Source organism: Bacillus xiamenensis, assembly GCF_001857925.1.
Lineage (GTDB): Bacteria > Bacillota > Bacilli > Bacillales > Bacillaceae > Bacillus > Bacillus xiamenensis.
The window spans coordinates 977,972-1,003,264 of sequence record NZ_CP017786.1 but is presented as its reverse complement, the minus strand read 5'-3'; the positions used below and the strand labels follow the sequence as shown (position 1 = coordinate 1,003,264).

Annotated in this window: 25 protein-coding genes, 1 pseudogene and 1 other annotated feature; of the genes and pseudogenes, 18 read left to right on the top strand and 8 right to left on the bottom strand. The window is 39.5% G+C overall.

All coding sequences use genetic code 11. The annotated features are described in order from the left end of the window. The first annotated feature begins 3 nt into the window (after positions 1-3). The 11 genes and pseudogenes from BK049_RS19285 to BK049_RS04975 all read left to right on the top strand — a co-directional run bounded on the left by BK049_RS19285 (position 4) and on the right by BK049_RS04975 (position 7,022). Entirely contained in the window at positions 4-1,029 is a 1,026-nt protein-coding gene (locus BK049_RS19285) for a hypothetical protein (RefSeq protein WP_244887367.1), read from the top strand. Positions 1,030-1,046: 17 nt separating this feature from the next. Then, positions 1,047-1,400 carry a hypothetical protein gene (locus BK049_RS05010; protein ID WP_071167980.1) on the top strand — a complete coding sequence of 118 codons (354 nt, stop codon included), beginning with the start codon at positions 1,047-1,049 and terminating at the stop codon, positions 1,398-1,400. Next, positions 1,401-1,547, top strand: a complete 147-nt coding sequence (locus BK049_RS18765; protein WP_083381083.1) for an XkdX family protein — start codon at positions 1,401-1,403, stop codon at positions 1,545-1,547. A gap of 64 nt (positions 1,548-1,611) precedes the next feature. Then, positions 1,612-1,890: a hemolysin XhlA family protein gene (locus tag BK049_RS05005; RefSeq protein ID WP_071167979.1), complete on the top strand. Its 279-nt coding sequence runs from the start codon at positions 1,612-1,614 to the stop codon at positions 1,888-1,890. 19 nt (positions 1,891-1,909) lie between these two features. Next, entirely contained in the window at positions 1,910-2,173 is a 264-nt protein-coding gene (locus BK049_RS05000) for a phage holin (protein ID WP_046526956.1), read from the top strand. Positions 2,174-2,345: 172 nt separating this feature from the next. Then, positions 2,346-2,642 (top strand): annotated as a pseudogene (locus BK049_RS20080) (M15 family metallopeptidase); the annotation flags it as partial. Continuing rightward, a complete protein-coding gene (locus BK049_RS20075; RefSeq protein WP_425304334.1) occupies positions 2,637-3,053 on the top strand; it encodes a peptidoglycan-binding domain-containing protein in 417 nt (138 codons plus the stop codon). The pseudogene BK049_RS20080 and the gene BK049_RS20075, both read left to right, overlap by 6 nt. A 422-nt stretch (positions 3,054-3,475) precedes the next feature. Continuing rightward, entirely contained in the window at positions 3,476-3,733 is a 258-nt protein-coding gene (locus BK049_RS04990; protein ID WP_071167977.1) for a helix-turn-helix domain-containing protein, read from the top strand. Positions 3,734-3,869: 136 nt separating this feature from the next. Beyond that, complete coding sequence (locus tag BK049_RS04985) at positions 3,870-5,297, top strand: ribonuclease H1 domain-containing protein (RefSeq protein ID WP_071167976.1); 1,428 nt, start codon at positions 3,870-3,872, stop codon at positions 5,295-5,297. Between the two features lie 33 nt (positions 5,298-5,330). Beyond that, positions 5,331-5,696: a type II toxin-antitoxin system RnlB family antitoxin gene (locus tag BK049_RS04980; protein ID WP_071167975.1), complete on the top strand. Its 366-nt coding sequence runs from the start codon at positions 5,331-5,333 to the stop codon at positions 5,694-5,696. 888 nt (positions 5,697-6,584) lie between these two features. After that, positions 6,585-7,022 carry a hypothetical protein gene (locus BK049_RS04975; RefSeq protein ID WP_008355699.1) on the top strand — a complete coding sequence of 146 codons (438 nt, stop codon included), beginning with the start codon at positions 6,585-6,587 and terminating at the stop codon, positions 7,020-7,022. Between the two features lie 31 nt (positions 7,023-7,053). On the opposite strand, the gene BK049_RS04970 is transcribed toward BK049_RS04975, so the two are convergent. Both BK049_RS04970 and BK049_RS04965 read right to left on the bottom strand, forming a co-directional pair. Beyond that, positions 7,054-7,521 (bottom strand): hypothetical protein, encoded by a 468-nt coding sequence (locus BK049_RS04970; RefSeq protein WP_071167974.1) that lies wholly within the window; start codon positions 7,519-7,521, stop codon positions 7,054-7,056. 123 nt (positions 7,522-7,644) lie between these two features. Next, entirely contained in the window at positions 7,645-8,319 is a 675-nt protein-coding gene (locus tag BK049_RS04965) for a hypothetical protein (protein WP_071167973.1), read from the bottom strand. Positions 8,320-8,528: 209 nt separating this feature from the next. On the opposite strand from BK049_RS04965, the gene BK049_RS04960 reads away from it, so the two are divergent. Beyond that, positions 8,529-8,897 (top strand): RlpA-like double-psi beta-barrel domain-containing protein, encoded by a 369-nt coding sequence (locus BK049_RS04960; RefSeq protein ID WP_008344356.1) that lies wholly within the window; start codon positions 8,529-8,531, stop codon positions 8,895-8,897. A 73-nt stretch (positions 8,898-8,970) separates the two neighbouring features. Further along, the gene (locus BK049_RS04955; protein WP_071167972.1) at positions 8,971-10,020 is read left to right on the top strand and encodes a hypothetical protein; all 1,050 of its coding nucleotides are present in this window, start codon (positions 8,971-8,973) and stop codon (positions 10,018-10,020) included. A gap of 216 nt (positions 10,021-10,236) precedes the next feature. Here BK049_RS04955 and BK049_RS04950 read toward each other — a convergent pair whose 3' ends face one another. From BK049_RS04950 to gabP, 3 genes are all read right to left on the bottom strand, one after another. Then, a complete protein-coding gene (locus BK049_RS04950; RefSeq protein WP_008355707.1) occupies positions 10,237-10,611 on the bottom strand; it encodes a carboxymuconolactone decarboxylase family protein in 375 nt (124 codons plus the stop codon). A gap of 282 nt (positions 10,612-10,893) precedes the next feature. After that, positions 10,894-12,426, bottom strand: a complete 1,533-nt coding sequence (locus BK049_RS04945; RefSeq protein WP_071167971.1) for a multicopper oxidase family protein — start codon at positions 12,424-12,426, stop codon at positions 10,894-10,896. 97 nt (positions 12,427-12,523) lie between these two features. Further along, a complete protein-coding gene (gene gabP / locus BK049_RS04940; protein WP_008355711.1) occupies positions 12,524-13,912 on the bottom strand; it encodes a GABA permease in 1,389 nt (462 codons plus the stop codon). A 483-nt stretch (positions 13,913-14,395) separates the two neighbouring features. Between gabP and BK049_RS04935 the strand changes: the two genes are divergently transcribed. From BK049_RS04935 to guaA, 5 genes are all read left to right on the top strand, one after another. After that, positions 14,396-15,295, top strand: a complete 900-nt coding sequence (locus BK049_RS04935) for a cation diffusion facilitator family transporter (RefSeq protein ID WP_008355713.1) — start codon at positions 14,396-14,398, stop codon at positions 15,293-15,295. A gap of 106 nt (positions 15,296-15,401) precedes the next feature. After that, positions 15,402-16,364, top strand: a complete 963-nt coding sequence (locus BK049_RS04930; protein ID WP_071167970.1) for an AAA family ATPase — start codon at positions 15,402-15,404, stop codon at positions 16,362-16,364. After that, entirely contained in the window at positions 16,361-17,551 is a 1,191-nt protein-coding gene (locus BK049_RS04925) for a DUF58 domain-containing protein (protein WP_071167969.1), read from the top strand. Before BK049_RS04930 ends, BK049_RS04925 begins: the two co-directional genes overlap by 4 nt. A gap of 9 nt (positions 17,552-17,560) precedes the next feature. Beyond that, positions 17,561-19,759, top strand: a complete 2,199-nt coding sequence (locus BK049_RS04920) for a transglutaminase TgpA family protein (RefSeq protein WP_071167968.1) — start codon at positions 17,561-17,563, stop codon at positions 19,757-19,759. 187 nt (positions 19,760-19,946) lie between these two features. Beyond that, positions 19,947-21,488 (top strand): glutamine-hydrolyzing GMP synthase, encoded by a 1,542-nt coding sequence (guaA, locus tag BK049_RS04915; RefSeq protein WP_008355721.1) that lies wholly within the window; start codon positions 19,947-19,949, stop codon positions 21,486-21,488. Between the two features lie 83 nt (positions 21,489-21,571). Here guaA and BK049_RS04910 read toward each other — a convergent pair whose 3' ends face one another. The 3 genes from BK049_RS04910 to BK049_RS04900 are packed head-to-tail and all read right to left on the bottom strand — an operon-like array spanning position 21,572 to position 24,801. Then, positions 21,572-22,048 (bottom strand): YbaK/EbsC family protein, encoded by a 477-nt coding sequence (locus BK049_RS04910; RefSeq protein ID WP_071167967.1) that lies wholly within the window; start codon positions 22,046-22,048, stop codon positions 21,572-21,574. Beyond that, a complete protein-coding gene (locus BK049_RS04905; RefSeq protein WP_071167966.1) occupies positions 22,030-23,139 on the bottom strand; it encodes a helix-turn-helix domain-containing protein in 1,110 nt (369 codons plus the stop codon). Before BK049_RS04905 ends, BK049_RS04910 begins: the two co-directional genes overlap by 19 nt. After that, entirely contained in the window at positions 23,140-24,801 is a 1,662-nt protein-coding gene (locus tag BK049_RS04900) for a 2-isopropylmalate synthase (RefSeq protein WP_071167965.1), read from the bottom strand. It abuts the gene before it with no gap. Positions 24,802-24,857: 56 nt separating this feature from the next. Further along, positions 24,858-25,121, bottom strand: a binding site (T-box leader). Positions 25,122-25,293: the final 172 nt, after the last annotated feature.

Here is a 25,293-nt window from a genome sequence, read left to right as displayed (position 1 = left end):
AGCATGGCTTTTACAAAAGAAATACCACAATGGGACAACGCAGGTCAAAAGCCTCCACAAAGTAAAATTAGTGAGGGATTTAAACCAATGGACCATCCGCCTGCCGATTGGTTCAACTGGTACATGAATGGCACCTATGAGGCTTTAAACGAGTTGCAAAGTAAAGCAGCAGCAACAACTGAAGTTACAGCAGGTTTAAAGGTTTTATCGAATGATATAGCGGCACATTCTAACGCCAAAAATAACCCCCATGCTGTCACTAAATCACAGGTCGGGTTAGGTAATGTCGATAACATTAAGCAAGCTTCAAAGGCAGATTTTGATAGTCATGCTACTGATAAAATATTACACACATCCGAAGTCGAAAAATCTAAGTGGAACAATGGTCAGTTATACAAGCTCACGCAGGATAATGGGTTAGCAAAACTGATACCTGACGGAACGGATTTATTAACGCTCCCACCTGGCTTATATTATGGAATTAACAACCGTCTTTTAAACAATCCTGACCCGACTGATACAGGTTGGTTTTACTACGATATAAGAGACGGCGGGTCAGGCCGTAAAATGATTCTAGCAACAGCCAGCTTTAAAAATACAATGTGGCATGCAACGGTCCATACAAACGGTGTTTTTCGAGGTTGGAAACGTCTCATAACTGACGGAGATGCTGTGGCCACTTGGAAAACACCTTCATTGTCAAAAGGGTGGAAGCAATATGTATCATCAGATGGATTTCCACACACGTTACGCTACACAAAAGATGCTTTTGGCGTGGTGGAGATCATTGGATCTATTACTGGTGGGGTGATAGGTAATGATGTCGAGGCATTTACACTGCTTGATGGATATTTACCATTGCAATCCATGCACTTTATTGGAGTAGCATCCAGTTTGGGAACACCGGGTGTACCACAATATCACCGAACCTATATAGGTACTGACGGTCGAGTTTGCGTTCAATCTTGTTCTAATACGGTAAATCCTAATGAATTTATTACGTTTGGATTCCGTTTTAAAGCAAAGTAAGCATGGGAGGTGCGAGTATGATCTGGGTGTATAAATATGATGATAATTACATTTGGCAAGCAGGCAAAGATATTTTAGTAGATGTAGATAACGGAGAAGCAATACCTAAAGGCTATACAGATAAACAGCCGCCAGATGGGCTATTTATTGCAAAGTATGATCCCAAAAAAGAAGAATGGTTCGAGGCGGCATCTAAAGAATACATTGATAGTTTGCAGCCTGATCCAGGTCCACCGTCAGATATTGAGCTGTTAAAACAGCAAAATGCTGATTTGCTCCAGCAACTGGCAGAGACAGAAAAGAGAGCAGAAGAACAATCAAAAACAACAGCAGAACTTGTTATGTTACTGACTGAAAAGGGGGTAATTTAATTGGATTGGTTCCGTAGTATTTCATTGTTCTATCAGTGGACCTGTTATAAAGAAAAAGACGTTGCAAAATTTGTACGTTTTGGGAAGATAACGCCGGAACAATATAAAGAAATAACAAAAGAAGAATATCAAACAAACGCTGAATAGGCGTTTTTATTTTACCTTCTTTAAGGAGGTGAGGAACTTGAAATAGGACTAGGGGGGCTAACTCATGTCAGGGATGACGGAGGTTAATGATGTGAACATTATACAAAAAGATGTGTCTGAATTAAAAACCAGTCAAAAAGCTTTGGAACAACGTGTTTCTGTACTTGAAAGAGGTCAAGACAAGCATGATCAGCAAATTATAAGTTTGAACAATCAGCTTAACAAAATTGAAGAAAACACCACATGGATTAAGCGTACTATTACTGGTGCGATTATAACCGCTGTTTGCACTGGTGTAATTGGCGGCGGGATCGCTCTTGTTTATACAATGCTTCAAAAATAAAAGAAAAGAGGAATTTAATATGAAAAACTTCGACAAAGGCACTGTGATCCGTACAGTGCTTCTTTTAATTGCTTTTATTAATCAAACGCTTGTGATGTTTGGAAAACCGGTATTACCAATTACAGATGATCAGGTAACAACCCTTGCTGATTCATTATATTTGGCTGGATCAACGGCATTTTTGCTTATAACAACAATTATCGCATGGTTTAAAAATAACTATGTTACCGAAAAAGGAAAAAAACAAAAAGAAATTCTGAAACAAAAAGGCCTCTCAAAATAAACGGCTGCCATTAGGCGGCTTTTTTGTTTTAAAAAAAAGAATACAGAGGAGAATGAACATGGCTGAAAAAATTGGATTGCAAACTCTTATAGATCGTTCGATTAGGAATATGGGTGCTGGCATTAACAGTGTTGTAAAAGAAAGCGCAATTGAAATGATCAAGCAAGCATACAAAGAAGGTATCTATGTACAGATTACTTCTGGCTACCGTTCGTTTGCAGAACAAAACAAACTTTACGCTCAAGGCCGAACCGCTCCTGGGAAAATTGTCACCAATGCCAAAGGTGGTCAATCAAATCACAACTATGGTTTAGCGATTGATTACGTTCTGTTAAGTGAGGATGGAAAAAAAGCGCTTTGGACAGTTAACGAGAAATGGCGCCGAGTAGCGCAAATCGGAAAATCACTAGGTTTTTCGTGGGGTGGAGACTGGAAGAGTTTTAAGGACTACCCACATCTTGAAATGATGGGCGGTTTGACTTTATCACAGCTTCAAGCAGGTAAGCGTCCTGTCTTGGTGTCATTACTATCAAATAAAGTTTCTGCAAAACCAATCAAGACATCGCCTATTAAATCATCACCATCAAAAAGTACATCTAAGCCTAAAACAAACACTTCTAAAAAGACATACAACCTGCCATCTGGCATTTTAAAAGTTACGAAACCTCTTACTAAGGGGGCAGGCGTAAAAGCCGTACAGGAAGCTCTATCCGCTCTTTTCTTCTATCCTGAAAAGGGAGCAAAAAACCACGGTGTTGACGGCTATTATGGACTGAAAACAGCGGATGCAGTCAAACGATTTCAATTAATGAATGGTCTAACGGCAGACGGCATTTATGGGCCGAAAACAAAGAAGGCCATTGAAAAATCATTGAAATGAAAGCGGAAAAACCTCTCTAAAAGGGAGGTCTTTTTTTACCCAAACTATAGACTTTTGTCTATAGTTATAGTATAATAAATATAGGAGGTGAGGAAATGCTAGACAACATGATAAAAGTCCTTCAAATCATCTTTTACGTTGCATCTATAGCGTGGATTGCCCAACAATCACACGACGCAAACAAAGATAATAAGAAGGACTAACACTAGGGAAGCGAGTTAATCGCTCGCTTCTCAATATAATTATAACCACTCTAGCATATAATATGAACCAAAAACAATTGATCTTCTTTATGATCCTCTTGAGCGCAGCTTCAATTGTAACTCGTTCAATATGGACAAACACTTTCACAACGGTATTCATGGCCGCTTTAATACTTGCAACGCTTTTTGTAATCATCAAAGATGTAAGGAGAAAATAACATGGAATATCATTTGAAGAACCGGCAGCAAGTTGAGGACTTCATGAAAAATGAGGTCCTCACCTCAGCTGAAGCACAGGAAATTTTAAATGTTAACAAGCAGCGCATGAGTAAATTGCATACTGACGGTCGAGTAAGCCCGATAAAAAAAGTGGGTAAAACTGTTTTATTCTTAAAATCAGATGTTGAGCAACTGAAAAAAGATTTAGAAGAAGGGCGGAAGAAATACCGACCCTATGATGGAAAAACGAGCGGTTAGAATGGGTTGAAATGTTATTTATATAAGTCCTAATAATCACTTGTTGTGAAAAAATAAAAAAATTATGGAATTGATCACCATTTTTCCTTTTATTAATGATATATTGGTTTAGATAACTTTAATAAGGGGAATGGATATGGCTAAAAAAACAAAAGTATACGCAGTTAGAAAAGGACATGTAACAGGTATTTTCTATAATTGGGAAGAGTGTAAGAGTGCTGTAAATGGGTACAGTCAAGCTGAATATAAAAGCTTTCTCAGCAAGGAGGAAGCAGAGGTATATTTGCAATGTGAAAAGCAATCATCAGCAACTGTGTCTTCAAAAGAAGGCATTCAACTTGATGAAGAGAACACTGTTATAGCATATGTTGATGGTAGTTACAAAGATGAATTAAAAAGATATTCCTACGGTCTTGTATTAATTTTACCTGATGGCGAAGAGTATAAAGATTGTAATAGTGATAATAGGGAAAATGCCCTTGTGTCAAGGAATGTGGCTGGTGAGTTATGGGGAACGATGGTTGCTATTGAAAAAGCAATTGAATTGAAATTTGATAATATTCATATTTACCATGACTACGAAGGTATTGCGAAATGGGCTAAAGAAGAATGGAAAGCTAAAACCTTTGTCGCTCAGGAATACAAAGAGTTTATTGATGCGAAAAAAGAGAAAATAAATATCACATTTGAATGGGTTAAAGGGCATTCAAATAATAAATATAATGATTTAGTCGATTCTTTAGCTAAAAAAGCATTAAATAATAATCAACAGCCTAAAACAGGAGATAATTATCTTGTCGTAGAACACATTGATTTAGAGGAATTTAAGCTAGTTCTTTCTATTGTGGAAGAAGATATAGAGAATATAATCGTTAATGACAAGGAAGAGAAGAATAGTATTACATGGGTCTTGCAAAAAGGTAAAGAAAAACTCACTATTATTTATTATAAAACAAAGAATAAATTAATGTTACAAGGTAAACCCGAAACAATTTTTTCAGTCACTCAAACTTATGTACTTGAACTTGTTAATCCAGAGCAAGCACATGAAGTTTTAACGAGCTACCATAATATAGATGTTGATAAGAAAACTGTTGAGTACAGTTATCAGTCTTTAATTCCAAATAAAAATGTTTTGCTTTCAGATAAACTTGAGAATACTTTAAAACAGGCTGTTTTAAATCTAGAGCTGCAAGGAGATATGTATGATTATACATATTTGGTATTCCCTGCATTCCGAGGTATGGAAGGATTTTTGAAATACGTGTTGGACAAACATAACATTAATTCAGGTGATTCTTTCCGTAAAGCTTTTGAAGAAAAAACTAATATAAAACGAACTTATTGCTTAAAGACAGCATATAATGATAAAGTAGGTTCAAAGCAAAAAATAAAATACTTGAATAAACTTTATGGATATTATAAAAATAATAGAGATGTTTTTTTTCATTGGGATTCTTATGATCAGAAAAATGATACAACCAGAATGGCTAGTGAACAATCTTGGCAAAACACCATTAAAACTGCATTAGATTTAATTGACGAATATTTTCGTGTGAATTAGAGTATAATGTGTTTAAGAAAGGTAGGAGTAAAAATGAGTATTCTAAAAACAATTGAATTAAAGAGGGATGATTATTCTTTCTGTGTATTGATTCAAGCTCAAGAGTCACTCCACGAATTAAAACCTGAATTAAACCGTAATATTTCATTCGAAAATATACATGGGAGAATACTTTTTGACACTTTATTTCATGCTGGCAATGCTGATGACCGATTTTTTGAAATAGAAACAGAAAATGGCCAACCAAATTGGGGAACCCTAAAGAGAGCTCTTGTTGAAAAACAAGATAATATTAGAAAAAAAATTGCAGAAGTCCTTATGGAGAGCCCTGAATTATTAGAGGTATCGACTCTAACTAACATCCAAAAACGAATGTTAAGTAAGGGAATAGGAATATAAAAAAATGAAAAAGCCCCTCCAAACGGAAGGGCTTTTTAAATTGCCTTTACATCCAGAATATCTAAAAAAATAATTAAATTTGTATCATATCATCCTCATCCCGGCCGTCCTTATGGATGGCTTTTTTGATGCCATTTTTGATGCCGAAAGCTGTATAAATGAATATAGGGATGTAAAAGCGATCGTATTAAATCATCTTTAGGTAATTTTCCACTTCACTTTATATAAGTTCATAAAAACACATATAACTAGGCAATGCATGGGTGGAATGATGTAACACCCCCCGAAAACCCCTTGAAATATAGGGGTTTTTGTTTTGTTTTTTTACTGGTCACGTATTGGTCACTTACGGCAAATTTGATTTCTAATGAATGATGGAAAAATATAAGAACAAATGAAATCGAAATCCTCACCTCTTTTCAGGCGTTAGAATAAAAGACTTTTAAAGAGAAAAGCGGTGAACATATGGGATTGACGACTTGGGTGGCGATTATTCTTGTATTCGTCATCGTGTTTGGATTGTTTGGATCAAAAAAGCGCTGAAACCCACTTCCACAAAGGGAGTGGGTTTCGCTGCTTCTGCAACTGGTGCCGCTTAAGTCATGTGTAAAAAGGTCAGCTGCGCAGAAAAGATTCCAAGCCCGTCTACAAGAATCATTTCAACCATTATTCCTTGATCTATGGCTGTTTCAACTTCACTCTCTCACCCTTCAATCTACTAATACACATAGATTCAAATCAAGCGCGATGTTTTTTTAGAATTGAAGTTGAACATCAATTGTTGGATGCTCTTTTTGTTTAAAATTACATAAAAAAATCCACCATTTCCATAAAAAATCAGACGAATTCCTTATAATAAAAGTATCTGAGAACGGGGAGTGAGTCGAGATGGACCAAAATGTGCTGCAAATGGATCAAGACAGATCAGAGAATGAACTAGCGGTTCTTAATATATCTTCTAAAGAAATTGGTGCTTTATCAAAGGAAGCGGCGGAGCAGCTGCTGCAAACGAAGGATACGGACTGTATTCATCAATTGATGTATGTTCCGATTGAGAAGAAAGCAGATGTGGATTGGTTGATTCAATGTGTTGGAGAGGCGCTAGAGGATGAAGATGAAGATGACGTTGCACTTGAATTTGCTGATTTGCTCTATTTCTTTGTTATTCCGTTTTATGGGGAGTATATTTTGAGAGATCGTCATTTGTATGAGTATATTGATCATTTGTTGGTGCGATTAGCATCTAGGTCTCACTCGGGTATCGATACACTGATTCATATAATGAGAGAAGATTTGAACGGAATGAACAATAAAAGAAGCTTGTAGAGCGGCTCTCTACAAGCTTTTTTGTGTCCAATTACTGGGCTCTCTCCCAGGTGATCTTTGTTTCATTTGTCGTTTTCTTTCCTTTTGCCAGCACCTTGCCGTTTTCCTGTTTTACGGTGATATCCAGGTCATAAAAGGAGTAGAGGGCACCAAGGCTGTCATTTTCCGGCTTATGCAGGTTGTTTTCTTTTTCAGTGGATGCTCCAATGGCTAGCGTTTTGGCAAAGTTTAATCCGATGACTTCAGCGTAATCACTGTTGGTATCATATGAGGCCGTCACGTTTAGGGAAATGACTTTTTTCTTTTGATCAACGGTAATCGCTGTGTCTTTAATGAGTTTAGACTGTTCCATTACTTCTTTCGTTTCATTTTGAATGCGTTCATTAATCGTCGGAAGTGCTACAGATTCTGATGTTTTTTCTTTTGTTGTATTTGAGCACGCAGCTAAAATAGAGAAGCTTGCAACTAGACTCAAGAAAATAAGTAGACTTTTTCTCACGTTCTTTCTCCTTTTTTCTTCGAAGTATGTATGCTTATGTTACCACGAAACGTTGTTTTGATTAAAAAAGAATGTTGACAAGCTGTGAACAATCAAAAGCACCCAAGGATGGGCGCTTTTTTCTTATTGTGCTGAAAGGGTTGTACTAAGTGGAATGGAAGAAATGACTGTGAATGCTGGAGCCGCAGCACCTGACTCTAGATTTTTACGTAAAAGAGATGATTTGACGGTGCCGTCCCATTTTTTATAGACACTTCCAGATGTATTTGCACGAAGCTGTACATTAGAGAAGCTTGCTTGTGAGTAGCTGTTTGTCCCATCATCCTGAACCCCATGTACCATTTTGACGACATCGAGGTCTTTCAGACGACTAGGATTGAAAACAGGCTGTTTATAACGCAGTTTCCCGTTGACATATAGTGACACTGTGCCATCACCATTGTTGATGAGCTTTAAGTTGACACGTGCACCATCTTTAATACTTGAATCGTATTCGCTGTTCCAATATTGACTGCCGCCTTGGGAGCCGCTGCCCAAAAAGACCTTATAGCCAGAAGATGTTTTTGAAATCCCGCTTTCAATAACGGCAGAGCCGAGACCGAGATACCAGTCAGCATAGCCATTTTTAATGGTTGCTGTTTTCGGCAGTACAATATCAGCAGAGATACCTGACCATTTCGCTTCATCCGTTTGTGTCACAATCGCACCGTGACGGGGGCCAGCCGCTGAGGCAGGCAGACTTGAAAGCATTAAAACAAACGCTAAGCTCAGACTGAACATCGTGATCCATTTTTTCATGATAATTCCTCCTTATAGTTCATTCACTTATATAATATAAAATGAAAAACAGGTCTGACTTACAAAGTTCTGGCTGTTTTTGGTGGTATTTATGTTGAAAATCGGTCATAAAGTGGTTAACTTGTATTCGAATTGTAATGTGACTGTAAAATAACTGGGTGCATCTTCATGTATAATAAGTGCAGAAACCAAATACGGAGGATTTTTTAATGAATAAAAAGCTTATCGCGACAATCGTAACAGTAGCTAGTTTATTTTTAGCGTTTAGTTTCTCACATGGAGCAAGTGCAAAAAAAGTAAGCGGCAATATTACTTGGTATAATGGTGTCGGCAAAAAAGGCGCAGATGGAAAAAAACTCGGTCATTGGGATGCAGCAACGAAAATGGGATTTGACGTACCGAAAAAAGGTACAAAACTAAGAGTGACAACAAAAGCGAAACCACATAAAGTGATTACAGTATATAAATATGATGTAGGTAGAATGCCAAACGCAGTATTAGACGTAAGTCCGAAAGCATTCAAAGCACTTGGGTATTCAACAAGTAAAGGTGTCGTCAAAGGGCATTACACTTATTAATACATAGGCATGCAAAGAAGCGGGAAAAGTTCATTTTCTGGCTTCTTTTGTTGTAGAGAGGGTCTGAAAGTCAATGAAAAAATCAACATGGTGGATCATCACGGTCATTGGACTCGCAGTGATTGCGGCCGTCATTTTCTTCATAATGAAGCCGGGTCAAGAGGCGAAACATGCAGGAAAAGTGAAAATAAATCAAGATGCAAAAGACGAATTGCTTGTTTCATTTACAGATCAACAGTTAAATAACACATATTACCTGCACGACAAGGCACTTCATACGGAGAAACTCACAGCATATCCTTCGATTGCTTATGATCGGGCGAAACAGACTTTATACTATACGTATACGGATGAAGACACGCAAAAGGTGAGTATCCGAGAACTGAATGTAAAAACCGATAAAGAAAAAACGCTCTTTACGAGTGAAGATTCAATTGACAGTATGAGGCTGTCTGGCGACGGAAAGCAGTTATATCTAAGGTATAATAAGGCTTCAGGTGAGCAATTTTATGTAGCATCTTTTGATTTGAAAAAACACAAAGTGAAAGTGTTATATCCTAAAAAAAGTGATGATGATACGGTGAGCTCTTTTGCCTACGATCCAGCATCAAATCTTTTGGCCATTCAGCATTATTCGTTAAAAGAAGATTATAAGAAGACTGATGAAGCGAATGAAAAAGGAATGGACCCTGAGCCAACGACCATGAAGATTACCCTTCAAGCAGGTGAGAAGGGGAAAAACATTGCGCGCATCTCTCAAACAATTAATGATATTTCATTTTCACCAGATCACAAGAAGCTGGTTTATACAGAATTGAAGGTTCGAAACGAAAAAGAAGTATCCTCTATTAAGATGCTTGATGTAGATACGGGAAAAACGAAGACACTCGTTAAAAACAGCAAGGATGTGCATATTTTAAGTGCTGCACAGCCGCAATTTTCTTCGGATGGGACATCGATTTATTTCTTAGGTGCTGCAAAGAACGCAAAGGAATTAAAGGATGACACCGGCCGGAAGGCGAAGGTTAGAACCATTTATGAATACGACCTCAAGAAGAAAACAGTAGAAGCTGCTTGGGAGAAAGATGGCGGGATTGTTAACAACTTTACTGTCAATCGATAAAAGGTGCGTTCAGTTATGTCATATAACTGGACGTTTTTTTATTTTGTCGTGGGATATGTCGGTGAAAGATAAGGATTGTTGAAATGAAAATCATTTTTTAAGCAAGGAAATGAGTGGTATTTTCATATTTTGCTGTTGTGACAGAATCAACGAAAGAGATTAAGATAAGTAGAAATAAAAAAACGAGAGGACAGATGACTTCTCGTTTTCTCTTATTTATTTTATGTTTTCATCTAGTAAGTTTTGAAAAATAAACAAGGCATTAATGGAATGAGGGAATCCTGCAACCTTTGTACAGTGCTTAATCAACTCCATAATCTCTATAACAGAGAGCCCGATATGTAATGCTTGTGCAAAATGAGCTTTTAACTCTTCACCACAATCGCCTTTTGTAATCAGAGCAGATAGTGTGCTGATGGCCTTTTGTTTTTCATCCAATATGAAGTGATTGAATTCTTTTTGTTCACCGAGTTCAATTGTTAGTTGTTCAATGTTTGATCGAATGCTCTCGTTTTCATGAGTTGAAAGCTTCTCTATGTTTCCTGCCACTGTTTCTCGATTGACCTGGCAAGTCTCTTTTTCTTCATTCAAATTGAACTCCTCCGTTTTTTATGACGATTTTCTATTTGTTCGTGTATTGTTTCTTCAGTGCCTTTTGATAGAGGTAATGGGTATATAGTAGTATTATCGGTTTGCTACGCTATTTTTTTAGTGTTAAATGTTCGGAGAAACCATTCATTAAGTTTATTATTCAATTTCCAAATAGATCGACCGCCAAAAGGAAAAAAGGCTAATGAATTCATGTCAGTTAGCCTTTTCATGATAATCTATGTCAAACGAAATTGCATATAGTTTGTGAAACGATGATGGTTATTACTGAATGATATCCATCGGCCGCATCATGTCATAATCCTCGTGTTCTAAAATATGACAATGCCACACATAGCGGCCGCTATATGGGACAAACCTGGCGATGATTCGAATGACTTCACCGGCATGCGATTGAATGGTGTCCTTGTAGCCTTGTTCATGCAAAGGAGGCGCTTCATTCGGTCCTGTGTACACAATTTCGCCTGTCGATTGATAGATGTCTGTATCAAATGGCCTTCTATCAATCACTCTGAATTGAACAAGGTGTAAATGAATAGGATGTGTACCCCTTGTTGGATTGACAATAGACCAAACCTCTACACTGCCAAGTCGCGGATTTTCCGTGACAGGATCATTCCAAAATTGGTTATCTAGCAATAAAATTGGGCGGCCATATTTATCCTGTGTGCCGCTAAGTGTTAGTGTACGTTCTTTATCTGCCCGGCTCGGTCGAAGCGATGGAAGTGGTTTGAAAATCGGACGTAATGTTTTAGGTGCTCTTCCTTTTAGCGGACGTGTGACTTTAAATTGCATAACGTTCGCATCTGTTTCTGGATTTACTTCCTGACCGCAGCCTGCTTTATTTTTTAAAATGATCGTTTTGTTTTCATGAGCTGAAAAATCAATGATGACATCAAAACGTTCAGCAGGTGCAATGCTAAAGGATTGGTGATGAACCGGTCTTGGCAAAAAGCCGCCATCAGATCCAATTTGTAAGATCGTGGCATCGTTGTCTAGATGCAGCTCATAAGTTCTTGTATTGGATGCATTTAATATCCGAAAACGGTATTTTCGTGGTTCAACTTCTAAATACGGCCACACCTTTCCATTGACCAAAATCGTTTCCCCGCAAAAAAAGGGCACGATGGAGGGGTCTGGAAGGTCACTGTCTTCTGGTGTGTTGTTTGGTCTGCTTGGATAAAACAATGCTCCATCTTCCTGAAATGTACGGTCCATGATCATTAATGGAATATCATACTCATCTTTCGGTAATTCCAGCGACTTTTCAAATGAATCTGAGATCAAGTAAAATCCAGCTAAGCCTGCATACACATTTAAGCGCGTCAATGCCATCGCGTGATCGTGATACCACAATGTGCATGCTTGCTGATGGTTAGGGTATTCGTAAATCTGCCGTTCAAAGAAAGGCCCGGTCGCTTCAAAGTCTCGTGAAAACCAAGCCTCTGGGTAACCATCGCTGCTTGCTGGTGTGACCCCGCCATGCAGATGAACGACTGTTTTGACTTCTGGTTCATCATGATGCCCGGGGTGAATGGTGTGATCGACAGGCAGAAAGTGTTTCAGCGGCAATTTGTTCATCCATTTCACTTTGACCTTTTCATTTCGACTCGCTTTAATGGTCGGACCAGGCAGGCTGCCATTGTAGGTCCATAGCTTGGTTGGGGGCAGGTCTCTATGAACTTTTAAGAACACTTCCTTCATGGCGATTTCATAATACGTTTGTCTTGGGTTCTTTTTGACGGGCTCTGCAACTTCTGGAATTGGAAGCTCGTCAACAAATTTTTCTAGGTTCATGTTGATTAATCCTCACTTACATTCAATTTGATACATTATAAGTGCGGATATCAAAATAGGTGAATAAATTAAAAAAACCCGCTTTTCAGCGGGAGAATTAAGGGTGTTTATTTTCAAGCGCCGCACTTGCAGGCATCTTTTTATTCGGTTTAAAGATGAAGTAGGCAGCTAGTACACTAACGGTAATGATACATGTCAATATGAGCTGCGGCCTCATCGATTCAATAAACAGCATAGAGGCCAAGATGGCGCAAATGACCAAAATGGTAAAGTACGTGAGGTATGGGAACAGCCACATTTTGATTTTGAGCTGTTCTGGATTTTCTTTTTCCATTTTACGACGCATTCTTAATTGTGAAACGGCAATGACCAAGTAAACAAGAAGTGCAATGGCACCAGATGCATTGACTAGGAATAGAAAGATGGTTTCAGGATAAAAGTAGTTCATCATAACGGCAATGTAGGAAAAGAAGGTACCTGCGACTGTAGCCGCTACAGGGACACCGCTTTTGCTGATTTTCATGAAACGTTTCGGCGCTTCGCCTCTTTCTGCTAATGAATAAAGCATTCTGGACGTTGTGTACAAGCCAGAGTTTAAACAAGAAAGTACGGCTGTTAAAACGATAACGTTCATGACTTGAGCGGCTGATGGGACGCCAATGTAATCTAATACCGCAACGAATGGACTTGTTAAAATACTTGCCGAATTCCATGGGAGTAAGGTAACCACGACAGCGATTGATCCGACGTAGAAAACAATAATACGCCATACAACAGAACGAGTAGCTGTTGTAACAGATTTGACAGGGTCTGCTGATTCACCAGCCGCAATTGCCACAATCTCGGTTCCCATGAAGGAAAAGATGACGACAACGATCCCGAGCAGCACAGAGCCGAATCCATTTGGAAGGAACCCGCCGTTCGCTGTTAAATTGGCAAGACCTGAAGTATGATGACCGCCAAAACCAAAGATAAATGCAAAACCAATGAGTAGAAATAGAATAATGCTGACGACTTTAATTAATGAAAACCAATATTCAAATTCGCCAAAAGATTTAACAGAAAAGATATTTGTCAATGTTAAGAGGATTGTGAGGATAAGACTTGTGAGCCAAACAGGTGCATCTCCATACCAATATTGAATAATGGAAGCACCCGCAATGGCTTCGATGGCAATGACGATGACCCAGAAGAACCAGTAAAGCCAGCCGATTGTAAAGCCAGCCCATGGGCCGATGGCATCGCTCGCATATTTTGAGAAAGAACCGCTTGTCGGATAGGCACATGCCATTTCTCCAAGCATTCTCATAATAAAGATGACCAGAAGTCCGGCAAATGAATAGGAAAGAATGGATCCAGGACCTGCAGAATGGATGACAGCGCCGCTACCAACAAATAGCCCTGCCCCAATGACCCCGGCAATGGAGATCATCGAAATATGTCTTGTCTTAAGGTTTTTTTGAAGACCGTTTGTCATGTTGGACATTTCTTTACCTCCAAACACTTCTCTTTTAATAGAGAATTTGTTTTTAGAATATTTTAAATTTTATCATACTGAATTGCCATTCAGCATTGGACAGGTTATCAAACTGACATTTCAAACCTATTAACATGATGTTAAAAAGTATAAAAGATTTGAGAGATTATGTTCCCTCTTTTTTCTCTACTCATTCTTAAAATTAGCATAAGATAGGAGAAAAAAAGTTGTGTCTTAAAATAAAATTATTCTGACAATTTAACGATAGAGAAATTTTGTTCTTTTTCACGTTTCGGAGTGAATGGGAAAAATGCTGATGGGAGTAGGTCTTGAGGTCAATTGACCTTATAAAAATAAGTTTGCTTAAGTCAACACATTTCTATGTATCCTATTTTGCTGACGCAAGCGAATCATGTTGCTGTAGACCCACACGGGCTTTGCTTTGTAAGATAAATAATAGAAAAAGTTATGTGTGAGGAGGCGCTGTTCGATATGGAGCGCTATAACGAATTAAGACAAGGTGAAACAGGTGCTTGGGTCAGCATTATTGCCTATGTGATCTTATCTGCTGTCAAACTCATCATAGGGTATGTGTTTCATTCAGAAGCCCTTTCGGCGGATGGCTTAAATAATACGACAGATATCATTGCCTCGCTTGCGGTATTAATTGGGCTGCGTATTTCTCAGAAGCCGCCTGATGAAGATCATCCATACGGTCATTTTAGAGCTGAAAATATTGCGTCGCTTGTGGCTTCCTTTATTATGATGCTTGTCGGGCTTCAGGTTTTGCTGAGTGCAGGCCAGTCGCTTTTCTCATCCGAACATCAAACGCCTGATATGGTCGCGGCTTGGACGGCAGCAGGAAGTGCTGTTGTCATGTATGCTGTGTATATTTATAACAGGAATCTATCTAAACGGATCAATAGCCAGGCTCTTTATGCGGCAGCTGCTGATAATAAATCCGATGCCTATGTGAGTATCGGGACGTTTGTAGGGATCATCGCCTCACAATTTCAGCTGGCATGGATTGATACGCTTGCTGCGTTTGTGATTGGTTTAATTATTTGTAAGACGGCTTGGGAGATTTTCAGAGATGCCTCTCATTCGTTAACGGACGGTTTCCATATAAAAGATATGTCAAAGTATAAAGAGACCATTGAGTCGACACCAGGAGTAGGCGATTTGAAAGATATAAAGGCTCGTTATCTTGGAAGTACGGTCCATGTGGATGTAGTAGTAGAGGTAGAACCGCATTTGAACATTGCTGAAAGCCATGATATTGCAGATGAAATCGAACGAAGAATGAAAACGGAACATGATATTTTACATTCTCATGTTCATATGGAGCCAGCAAATGTATCAAATGAAGAGAAGAAGTCTTTTCCATCGTGAGAAGGCTTCTTTTCCTTTTCTATGTACTGATGTTTTATACAGATGCGCGTTGTATGGTAAAGTTAGACTATATGAAAATTGACGGAAACGTGATAGGAGGATCAGGATGGCATTTGATGAACCGATGCATTCAGATTTACAAAAAATCGTAGATAACATCAATAAAGTCATGGTTGGGAAAAAAGACATTACGATATTAAGCCTTGTTGCGATTTTGGCGAAGGGACATGTGTTATTAGAGGATGTGCCTGGCGTTGGGAAAACGATGATGGTTCGTGCTTTGGCAAAATCAATTGGCTGTGATTTTAAACGAATTCAATTCACTCCTGACCTTTTGCCTTCAGATGTAACAGGTGTATCGATTTATAATAAAAAGACCAATGAGTTTGAATTTAGACAAGGGCCGATTATGGGACAGATTATTTTGGCTGATGAGATTAACCGTACCTCTCCTAAAACACAATCAGCGCTTCTTGAAGCGATGGAGGAGGGCAGTGTCACCGTGGACGGAGAAACGATGCCGCTTGCAGATCCTTTCTTTGTCATGGCTACTCAAAATCCAGTGGAATATGAAGGAACCTATCCGCTCCCAGAAGCGCAAATGGACCGGTTTTTATTCAAACTGCAGATGGGGTATCCGACCATGCTAGAGGAGCTGGAGGTGCTCAATTTGCAGGAGAAGCAATCCCCGATTGACACGCTCCAAGCCGTCATGACAAAGGATCATATTCATGCTTTGCAGCAAGCTGTTCAGACCGTACATGTGGATGCATCCATTAAGGAATATATTGTCGAAATTGCTCAAGCAACGAGGAATCATCCTTCCGTCTATTTAGGCGTGAGCCCAAGGGGGTCGATTGCACTGATGAAAGCGGCTCAGGCGTATGCGCTGTTGAACAGGCGTGATTATGTGATTCCAGATGATGTACAGTATTTGGCGCCTTACACATTTGCGCACCGTATGATTTTGACATCAGAAGCAACATATGAAGGGAAGAAGGCGGAGACACTGCTACGACAGGTGCTTGAGCACATTGGCGTGCCAGTTCAGAAGTCGATCACTCAATGAAGTCACGTGACCGCTTCGCTTTTTCACTATGGTTACGGGTTTTTATGCTTCTTCTCCTCACTGCGGCTGCCTTTTGCTACGCGATGTTTCAGGGTGGCTTTGTGAGTTGGTTCCTTTTTTATGCATTTTTGCCATATGCTTTGTATTCGCTTCTGTTTGCGCTTGTTCCGCTTCGCGCGACAGCCAAAAGGACATTGCAGCATACCCGGTTGAGGGCAGGGGATGTGCTGTCTGTTGACCTTGAAATCAAGCGGACGAATCCATTTCCGTACGTGTACGTCATCCTTGAGGATAATCCGCCGGACACCTTTCATTTGCAGGAACAGGTTGAAATGAAGCGAATGCTGTTTCCATGGTTTCGAAAAACGTGGCGAGTTTCTTATCAATTGAATGATATCAAACGGGGAGAGCATCAATTAACTGCGGTTAGAATCAAAACAGGTGATATGTTTGGGTTTGTTGAAAAAGAAGTGATCCTCCCGTTAGAGCAAAAGCTGCTTGTCTATCCAAAAATGCTGGATATTCCAGTTGAATCTGCTGAATCGGTGAATGAAAATGGAGGCAAAGCGGTGCACTCCTGGTTAAATGAACCGACCAATGTAACAACAGGTGTGCGGGAATACCAGCAAGGAGACCGGTTTGCTTGGGTGGACTGGAAGACAACGGCTAGAAGAGGTCAGCTGATGACAAAGGAGTTTGAACAGAATCAGACAAAGGACCTTGTGGTGTTTGCTGATTTTACAGATAAAGCCGCTTTTGAGACGGTTGTGTCTATTGCCGCTTCTGTTCTTCAAACGGCTGTGAAAAAAGGCGTGCCAGCAGGCCTTGTCCCACTTGGAGATCAGCAGTCATTTCGAGTGGATCAAGGAGATCTGCATTTACAGGACATGCTCTATTATTTAACAAGGGTGCAGCATCAGCCTTCTCGCGCACCCGATTATCAATCATTAACAGCGAGTGAGTACCAGCACACCGGGAAATATGTTGTGACGGGTCAGCTGCAGGAAGAGCTGGCTGCGAGTCTTCTAGGCAATCGAAACAGAAAGAACATCACTGTTCTTTTAGTGAAGAGAGCTGTTGACCGATTAACGACAAAAGAAAAACAGCTTGTAGACCGGTTCAAAGCTTCTGGTATACACACTACCTTTTTATTTGAAGACCGGCTGCACGAAAGAACTGTGAGGTGACAAACTTTTATGCTGCATACTCATCAGCGGCAAAGCCGTTTTGAGTTGTTTATCTATTATGCTGTAGCATTTCTGCTGCTTTGGGAGTGGCTTCGTCCGCTTCAAGATTTTACAGAGACGAGTCATACGTCTTATTTCATCATTTTTATAGGGCTTACGTGTTTGTTTACGTTCTTTCGTCTGAAGTGGTATGTGACCTTTCCTATTTGCGCTGGATTAATCTTGCTTGCTTTATATTTGATCTTTTATCAATCAGAGCCAAGCTATCTGGCTGCGCTTTTTGCTGATATTAAAGATAATATCTCTCTAATGAGCATGGGCATGTGGAGTGATATGTATCCGTCTTTCCGCACATTGTTGTTTTATATTTTGCTTTGGCTGCTTGTCTATTTGCTGCATTATTGGGTTGTGTATCAGCAGCGTATCTTTTTCTTTTTACTTATGACAATTGTGTATGTCACGATCCTGGATACGTTTACGCCTTATGACGCGACCTTTGCCATTGTTCGAATTATGGTATTTGGCTTTTGTTTGCTTGGGTTGCTATATTTTGATCGACTTCGTGCGGCTGAAGGCGTTCGTGTGTCGCAGAAAGCGCGTCTCAATTGGTTCTTGCCCATGCTGGCACTTGTCCTTGTATCAGCGTCACTCGGTGCTTCTTTACCAAAGTTTGATCCGAAATGGCCTGACCCTGTACCATTTTTTAAGGCGGTTACGAATCAAGATGGAACGGCAGGACAGAATAAGGTGGGATATAGTGCGGATGATTCGTCACTTGGAGGACCGTTTAGTGAGGACCGCACACCAGTATTTAAATGGAGCGGAAAGGAGCCTTCTTATTTTCGTGTAGAAACCAAAAGTATTTACACCGGGAAAGGCTGGGAGGATGCTTCAAATGATACAAAGCCTACTCGGTTAAAAGATGACGATGTGCCGAATCGGTGGTTTACCGACCGTGTGAAAACAGAGGAGCATGAAATGAGAGTCGATATAGAATCGGACTATCGCTTTAATCATGCGGTCTATCCAATTGGGACGACCAATCTGACGCCAATGGAAAATATTCCACTACAAATGATGGGGAAGACTGAAAAAATTGTGCCGGCTAATCAAAACCCGCCAGAAAATTTAGGGAACTATCAAATCAGCTTCTTATCACCTACATTTATTCTTGAGGATTTACAGCGGATCAAAGTGCCGACCAAGCAGCAGGTAAATCAGCAGGTCGGACGTGAATACTTGCAGCTCCCTTCCACATTGCCAGAGCGTGTGAAAACATTGGCAAACAGTTTAACGGAAACGAAGGATAATATGTATGATAAAGCAAAAGCAATTGAGGATTATTTAGGATCTGCAAAGTTTTCATATGAAACGCAAAATGTTGCGGTGCCGGGACGTAATGAAGATTATGTGGATCAATTCTTATTTGATACGATGATGGGCTATTGTGACAATTTTTCAACCTCAATGATTGTGATGCTTCGTTCGATCGGGATTCCGGCTAGATGGGTGAAAGGATATACGTCTGGCCAGTTATATGAAACACAGATAGGTGTAGACAATGTGTATGAAGTAACCAATAACAATGCGCATTCATGGGTGGAGGTCTATTTTCCAAATCGGGGATGGGTGACCTTTGAACCGACAAAAGGGTTCACGAACCCAGAGACATTTACGAATGAAACCACTGCCAGCGACCAAACGGATGATCAAAAGGATGAAGAAGATCAACCTGCGTCTGATGAACAGGAAAATCAACAGACACAGCAGCAGCAGGAGACGGAACAGCCGCCGCAGCAAGAGGAACAAACAGCTCAAACAAAGCCGAGTATGGTGCATATTGGTTCAATCTTGGGCTATGTAGCAGGTGCTATTGTCCTTCTCGGCTTCATTAGTTGGTTGCTTTATCGATTCAGATCAAGATGGCTTCCGTTCTTCATTGTACGAAAGGTGAAACGTCTGCCAGATGAGGAAGCATTTTTCTATGCGTATGCGGCTCTATTAAAACAGCTGAAGCGCAGAGGGAACGAGAAAAAGCCGGGCATGACGTTAAGAGAATTCGCTTCTTTGATCGATGACAAGGATGGAGATCATCACATGTCTGAGTTGACGCAGCTTTATGAGCGGGCGCTCTATCGACGAGAAGATGCATCGGCGCTTTGGCGGCAATCGGCAAAGTTATGGGAAAATTTAATAAACAGGAGATAGTCTTGACCCCGTACCTTCCTGTTGTTAGAATAGGTGAATATTAAAACCTTCTAAAATACATGAAATTGAAGCGTTCGGATGTGAGTCTGGGCGCTTCAAAAGCGTGATTCCACACTGAGAGCAGGTTTTCTCCTCTCATTTTTTCTGTGCGTTTATAAAAAACTATATTGGACATAGAGGTGACACCATGACAAATTTAGTAAATGAAATGATTTTGGTTCTCGATTTCGGTAGTCAGTACAATCAGCTGATCACTCGCCGTATTCGTGAATTTGGTGTGTACAGTGAGCTTCATCCGCACACTTTAACTGCTGAAGAAATTAAAGAAATGGCACCTAAAGGAATTATCCTTTCTGGTGGACCGAACAGTGTATATGATGAAGGATCTTTCCGCTGTGACGAAAAGATTTTTGATCTAGGCATTCCGGTTCTAGGCATTTGCTACGGCATGCAGCTGATGACTCACTATTTAGGCGGGAAAGTAGAAGCCGCTAGCCAGCGTGAATATGGGAAAGCAGACATCCATATTAACGGAACACCTGCTTTATTCAAAGACCTTCCTACGGATCAAGTCGTATGGATGAGCCATGGCGACCTTGTCGTTGAAGTACCAGAAGGCTTTACAGTTGATGCAACAAGTGCACATTGTCCAAACTCAGCGATGAGCTTAGCTGAGAAGAATTTCTATGGCGTTCAGTTCCACCCAGAGGTACGTCACTCTGAGTACGGAAATGACCTATTGAAAAACTTTGTCTTCGGCGTGTGTGATTGTGATGGCAAATGGTCAATGGAGAACTTCATTGAAATCGAAATGCAAAAAATCCGTGAAACAGTGGGCGACAAACAAGTATTGTGCGCACTAAGCGGCGGTGTGGATTCATCTGTTGTGGCCGTATTGATCCACAAAGCCATCGGCGATCAGCTGACATGCATTTTCGTTGACCACGGTCTTCTTCGCAAAGGCGAAGCAGAAGGGGTCATGAAGACATTTAGCGAAGGTTTCAACATGAACGTGATTAAAGTAGATGCGAAAGATCGCTTCTTAAACAAGCTAAAAGGTGTGTCTGATCCTGAGCAAAAACGTAAAATCATCGGTAACGAATTCATCTATGTATTCGATGATGAAGCGGACAAGCTAAAAGGCATCGACTACTTAGCACAAGGAACACTTTACACAGACATCATTGAGAGCGGAACAGCAACGGCACAAACAATCAAATCTCACCACAACGTAGGCGGTCTTCCAGAAGACATGCAGTTTGAATTGATTGAGCCACTCAATACACTATTCAAGGATGAAGTTCGTGCTCTAGGGTCAGAGCTAGGCATTCCTGACGACATCGTCTGGAGACAGCCATTCCCAGGTCCAGGACTAGGGATCCGTGTCCTAGGTGAAATTTCTGAAGAAAAACTAGAAATCGTCCGTGAATCTGATGCGATTCTACGAGAAGAAATTGCCAACTTCGGCCTTGAGCGCGACATCTGGCAATACTTCACAGTCCTCCCAGACATCCGCAGCGTAGGTGTCATGGGTGACGCAAGAACATACGATTACACAATCGGTATCCGTGCTGTTACTTCGATTGATGGGATGACGAGTGACTGGGCAAGAATCCCTTGGGATGTACTTGAAAAAATCTCAACTCGTATCGTGAATGAAGTGAAGCATGTGAACCGTGTTGTTTATGATATTACGAGTAAGCCGCCTGCTACGATTGAGTGGGAATAGCTATAATAGAGCTAGAAACCTTTGTGTATCAAGGGTTTCTAGCTCTTTTTTATGTTGCACTTTTTCCTTCCGTCTTCATGTGTTCATTCATCATTCCATCCCTTACACACATCAATCCATTGTGAATAACCGGAGTGTTTTTCTAATTGTTTTATTGTGAGTTCAATAGCACTGTTACTGCTCCCGCAGGCTGGATAGGCTGTCTCAAAACGTTTGAGTGACATATCTAAATAAACAGAAACGCCATTCTTTATAGCAAAAGGACATACTCCGCCAATTTCATTACCGACCAAGTCAACGACCTCATGAGGAGGCAGCATTTTCGCTTTTGTTTTAAAATATACCTTGAATTTTTTGTTATCAACCTTTGCATCACCAGAGGTCACAACTAAAATAGCTTGTCCATTTACTAGAAAGGAAAGTGTTTTTGCGATTCTTTCAGGTTCGCAGCCCAGTGCAGAAGCAGCCAAGTCTACGGTTGCGCTAGATACTGAAAATTCCTGAATTCGAGTATCCATCTCATATTGTTTAAAATAACCTTTTACTTTCTTGATTGACATGATGATGTCTCCTTTTTATTAGTATTGATTTGACATGATCTATTATTTAAACGATATTGATGTGGTGTTAGATGATACTTTTTCTTAAATAAACGAATAAAATGCTCTACATTTTGATAACCAACGGCTCCCGCAATATCATCTATTTGTAATTCACTACCGGTTATCATTTCGCAGGCTTTTTCCAATCTTATTTCTTGTCGAATTTCACTAAATGATTTGCCGATTTTACGAGCTATATATTTTGACAGATAAGATTGTGAAAGGTTAAATTTCTCTGCCATCTTCTGGAGTGTTATATGCTCACAACATTGCTGAATATATTGAAGCATTTGAATCATACGTATATCACTATATTGTTTGACCTGAACGACGTTCATATGACTTGGTTTGAATCTTAATAAGAGACATAATAATACCTCAAACAAATTATTCATAATCAACTGGTAACTAGGAAATCGATTGTGATTTTCTGTGAAAAGTTGAAGAGAGCAGTCTAGCAAGTTTTTATCCAAGTGACTATGGAAAATAAGAATATGTTTATTTTCTTTTATATACAATGCATTCAAAAAGAACTCTGAAATGACATGATTTCCTTTTAACATTTTAAAAAACACTTTTTGAAAAGTACTTTTACGGATCATGATTTGGATTGCGATTGTATTCTCCATTACAATTGGCTTGTGTATTGTGTCAGGTGGAATAAAGGCAATATCTCCTGATTTTAAAGCGATTTTTTTATCTTCCACTTCTACATACATCTCATTTTCTAGAACATAAATCATCTCAAAGAAATCATGGATAGCCGACAATTGAGGCATAAAACGGCTATACTTTCTCACTTCGATATCTTTCTCCTGACCTAACCACATTGTATCCTCTTTTTCAAATTCGTTCTGCCCTCTTAGCAAAAATTCTTCTATATATATTTGCTTTTGCATGAAATTGTTTTGATCATAATCCTTCAAAAATAATTGCAATGATTGATTGTCATGCTTTTTCTGTTGGTATTGTTGATAAAAGATTTCTTGTTCGTTGTACTCTCTTAAATATTGCATCGCTTCATGTTTTTCAAGTGTAGCTGTTTCCATCTACATACAAACCTCTAGTCTATTTACTGCAACCACCAGGGCCTTTACTGTTGCTTCTATAATATCTTTATCGATTCCAGCACCCCAATGCATTTTTCCTTGATATGAAATACCAATCTGTGCACAGGCTTTTGCTTGAGAATCCTTGCCCAAAGAATTCTGTTCATAGACTTCCAAATCATACTCGAGATGAAAATGTGCTTTTAACGCATTACTGATTGCATCTAAACTTCCAGTGCCAGTTCCTTGTATGTCAATTTGTTGATGATCTTTCAGCAAAGTTAAGGAGACTTCTTGTTTCTCTCCTTTATGAAATTGATAATCAAGCAGCTGGAAATGAGGGTGAAAATCAACATACTGTTCTTCAAAAACATGATATATTTCTTCGACAGACAATTCCCTATTTGTCTGATCAGATACTTTCTTCGCTGCATATCCCATGGCTTCATTCATTTGATAAGGAAGTTGAATGCCATAATTTGTTTCTAGGATATAACCTATGCCACCTTTTCCAGACTGGCTATTGATTCGAATCACATCCGTTTGATAATTCCTCCCCAGGTCAACTGGATCTACTGGGATATACGGAACGTCCCATTTATCAACATGATGTTCCTTTCTATATTTCATCCCTTTAGATATCGCATCTTGATGTGACCCAGAGAATGCGGTGAAAACCATCTCCCCAGAATATGGCTGTCTCTCATGAACAGTGATTTTTGTTAGTTTTTCATATTTTTTACGAATCGCTTCTAGGTTATTGAAATTCAATTTTGGATCATAACCTTGTGAGTACATATTCAACGCCAAGGTAATCAAGTCTACGTTCCCTGTACGTTCACCGATACCAAATAATGTCCCTTCGACTCTTTCTGCGCCAGCTAGCACACCAAATTCTGCATCACTCACCCCAGACCCGCGGTCATTATGAGGATGAACAGATAATGTCACATTGTCTCGGTAAGACAAATTTTTGTGTATATACTCAATCTGACTTGCAAAGATATGAGGCATTGAATATTCAACTGTTGTCGGAATATTGATGATCGCTTTGTGATGTGGTGTCGGTTTCCAAATATCTAAAACACTATTACAAATATCTAAAGCGTAATCCACTTCTGTTCCTGGAAAGCTTTCAGGACTATATTGAAAATAAATATCACTTTCTGTTTTTTCGGCCAGTTCTTTTACTAAAATAGCTCCATCAATGGCAATTTGTTTAATTTCATCTTTTGTTTTCTTAAATACTTGTCTGCGCTGCGCTTCTGAAGTTGAATTATATAAATGAACAATCGCTTTCGGTACCCCCTTAATGGCTTCGAAGGTTCGGCGGATAATATGCTCTCTCGCTTGCGTGATCACCATAATCGTGACATCGTCTGGAATCATATGACGATCAATCAGTGTCCGTAATAGCTTAAACTCCGTATCATTAGCAGCTGGAAATGCGATTTCAATTTCTTTAAAACCGATCTCTACTAGTAACTGAAACATATCCAATTTTTCTTCTAAGTTCATAGGAATAGGTAATGCTTGATTTCCATCCCGTAAGTCCACACTGCACCATATCGGAGCACGTTCTAATGTTTCTTTCTTCACCCAATCATAAGTAAGGTTCGGTGGCAGAAAGTATTTCTTTTCGTATTTTTTGTGGTTAAACATCATCGATTCCTCCTAGAAAATAGAATATAAAAAAGCCTTTCATCCCCAATATTTACCTTGGAGACGAAAGACTTCTTCTTACGCGGTACCACCCCTGTTTCATGATAAACAAACATTATCATGCCCTTATTCGGATACAGATTGTTTGATCTTATATCCTTCCCATATAACGGTGGGGTGCCGACCTTAACTACATCAATCCTTTTCATTTCACTAAGGCTACTCTAAGGTGAGTTCCTTGCCTTTTGTTATTGCTTCTCATCAGCCAGCAACTTTCTGAAAACAATTCGGCAAGTACTATTCCTTATCATCGCATTCTAATTTTTCTGATTTTTTCTATTATACCAAGTTTACAAAAAAGAGATAGGGATAGAGATATCTTTTTTAATTGATTTTTTTTGTCCTCTGGGTGCCTATCTTCATTTTTAATTTTATTTTCTTTGAGCCCCTAAACAATCAACTAAATATTTCACTGTGACCCATATTTTTATT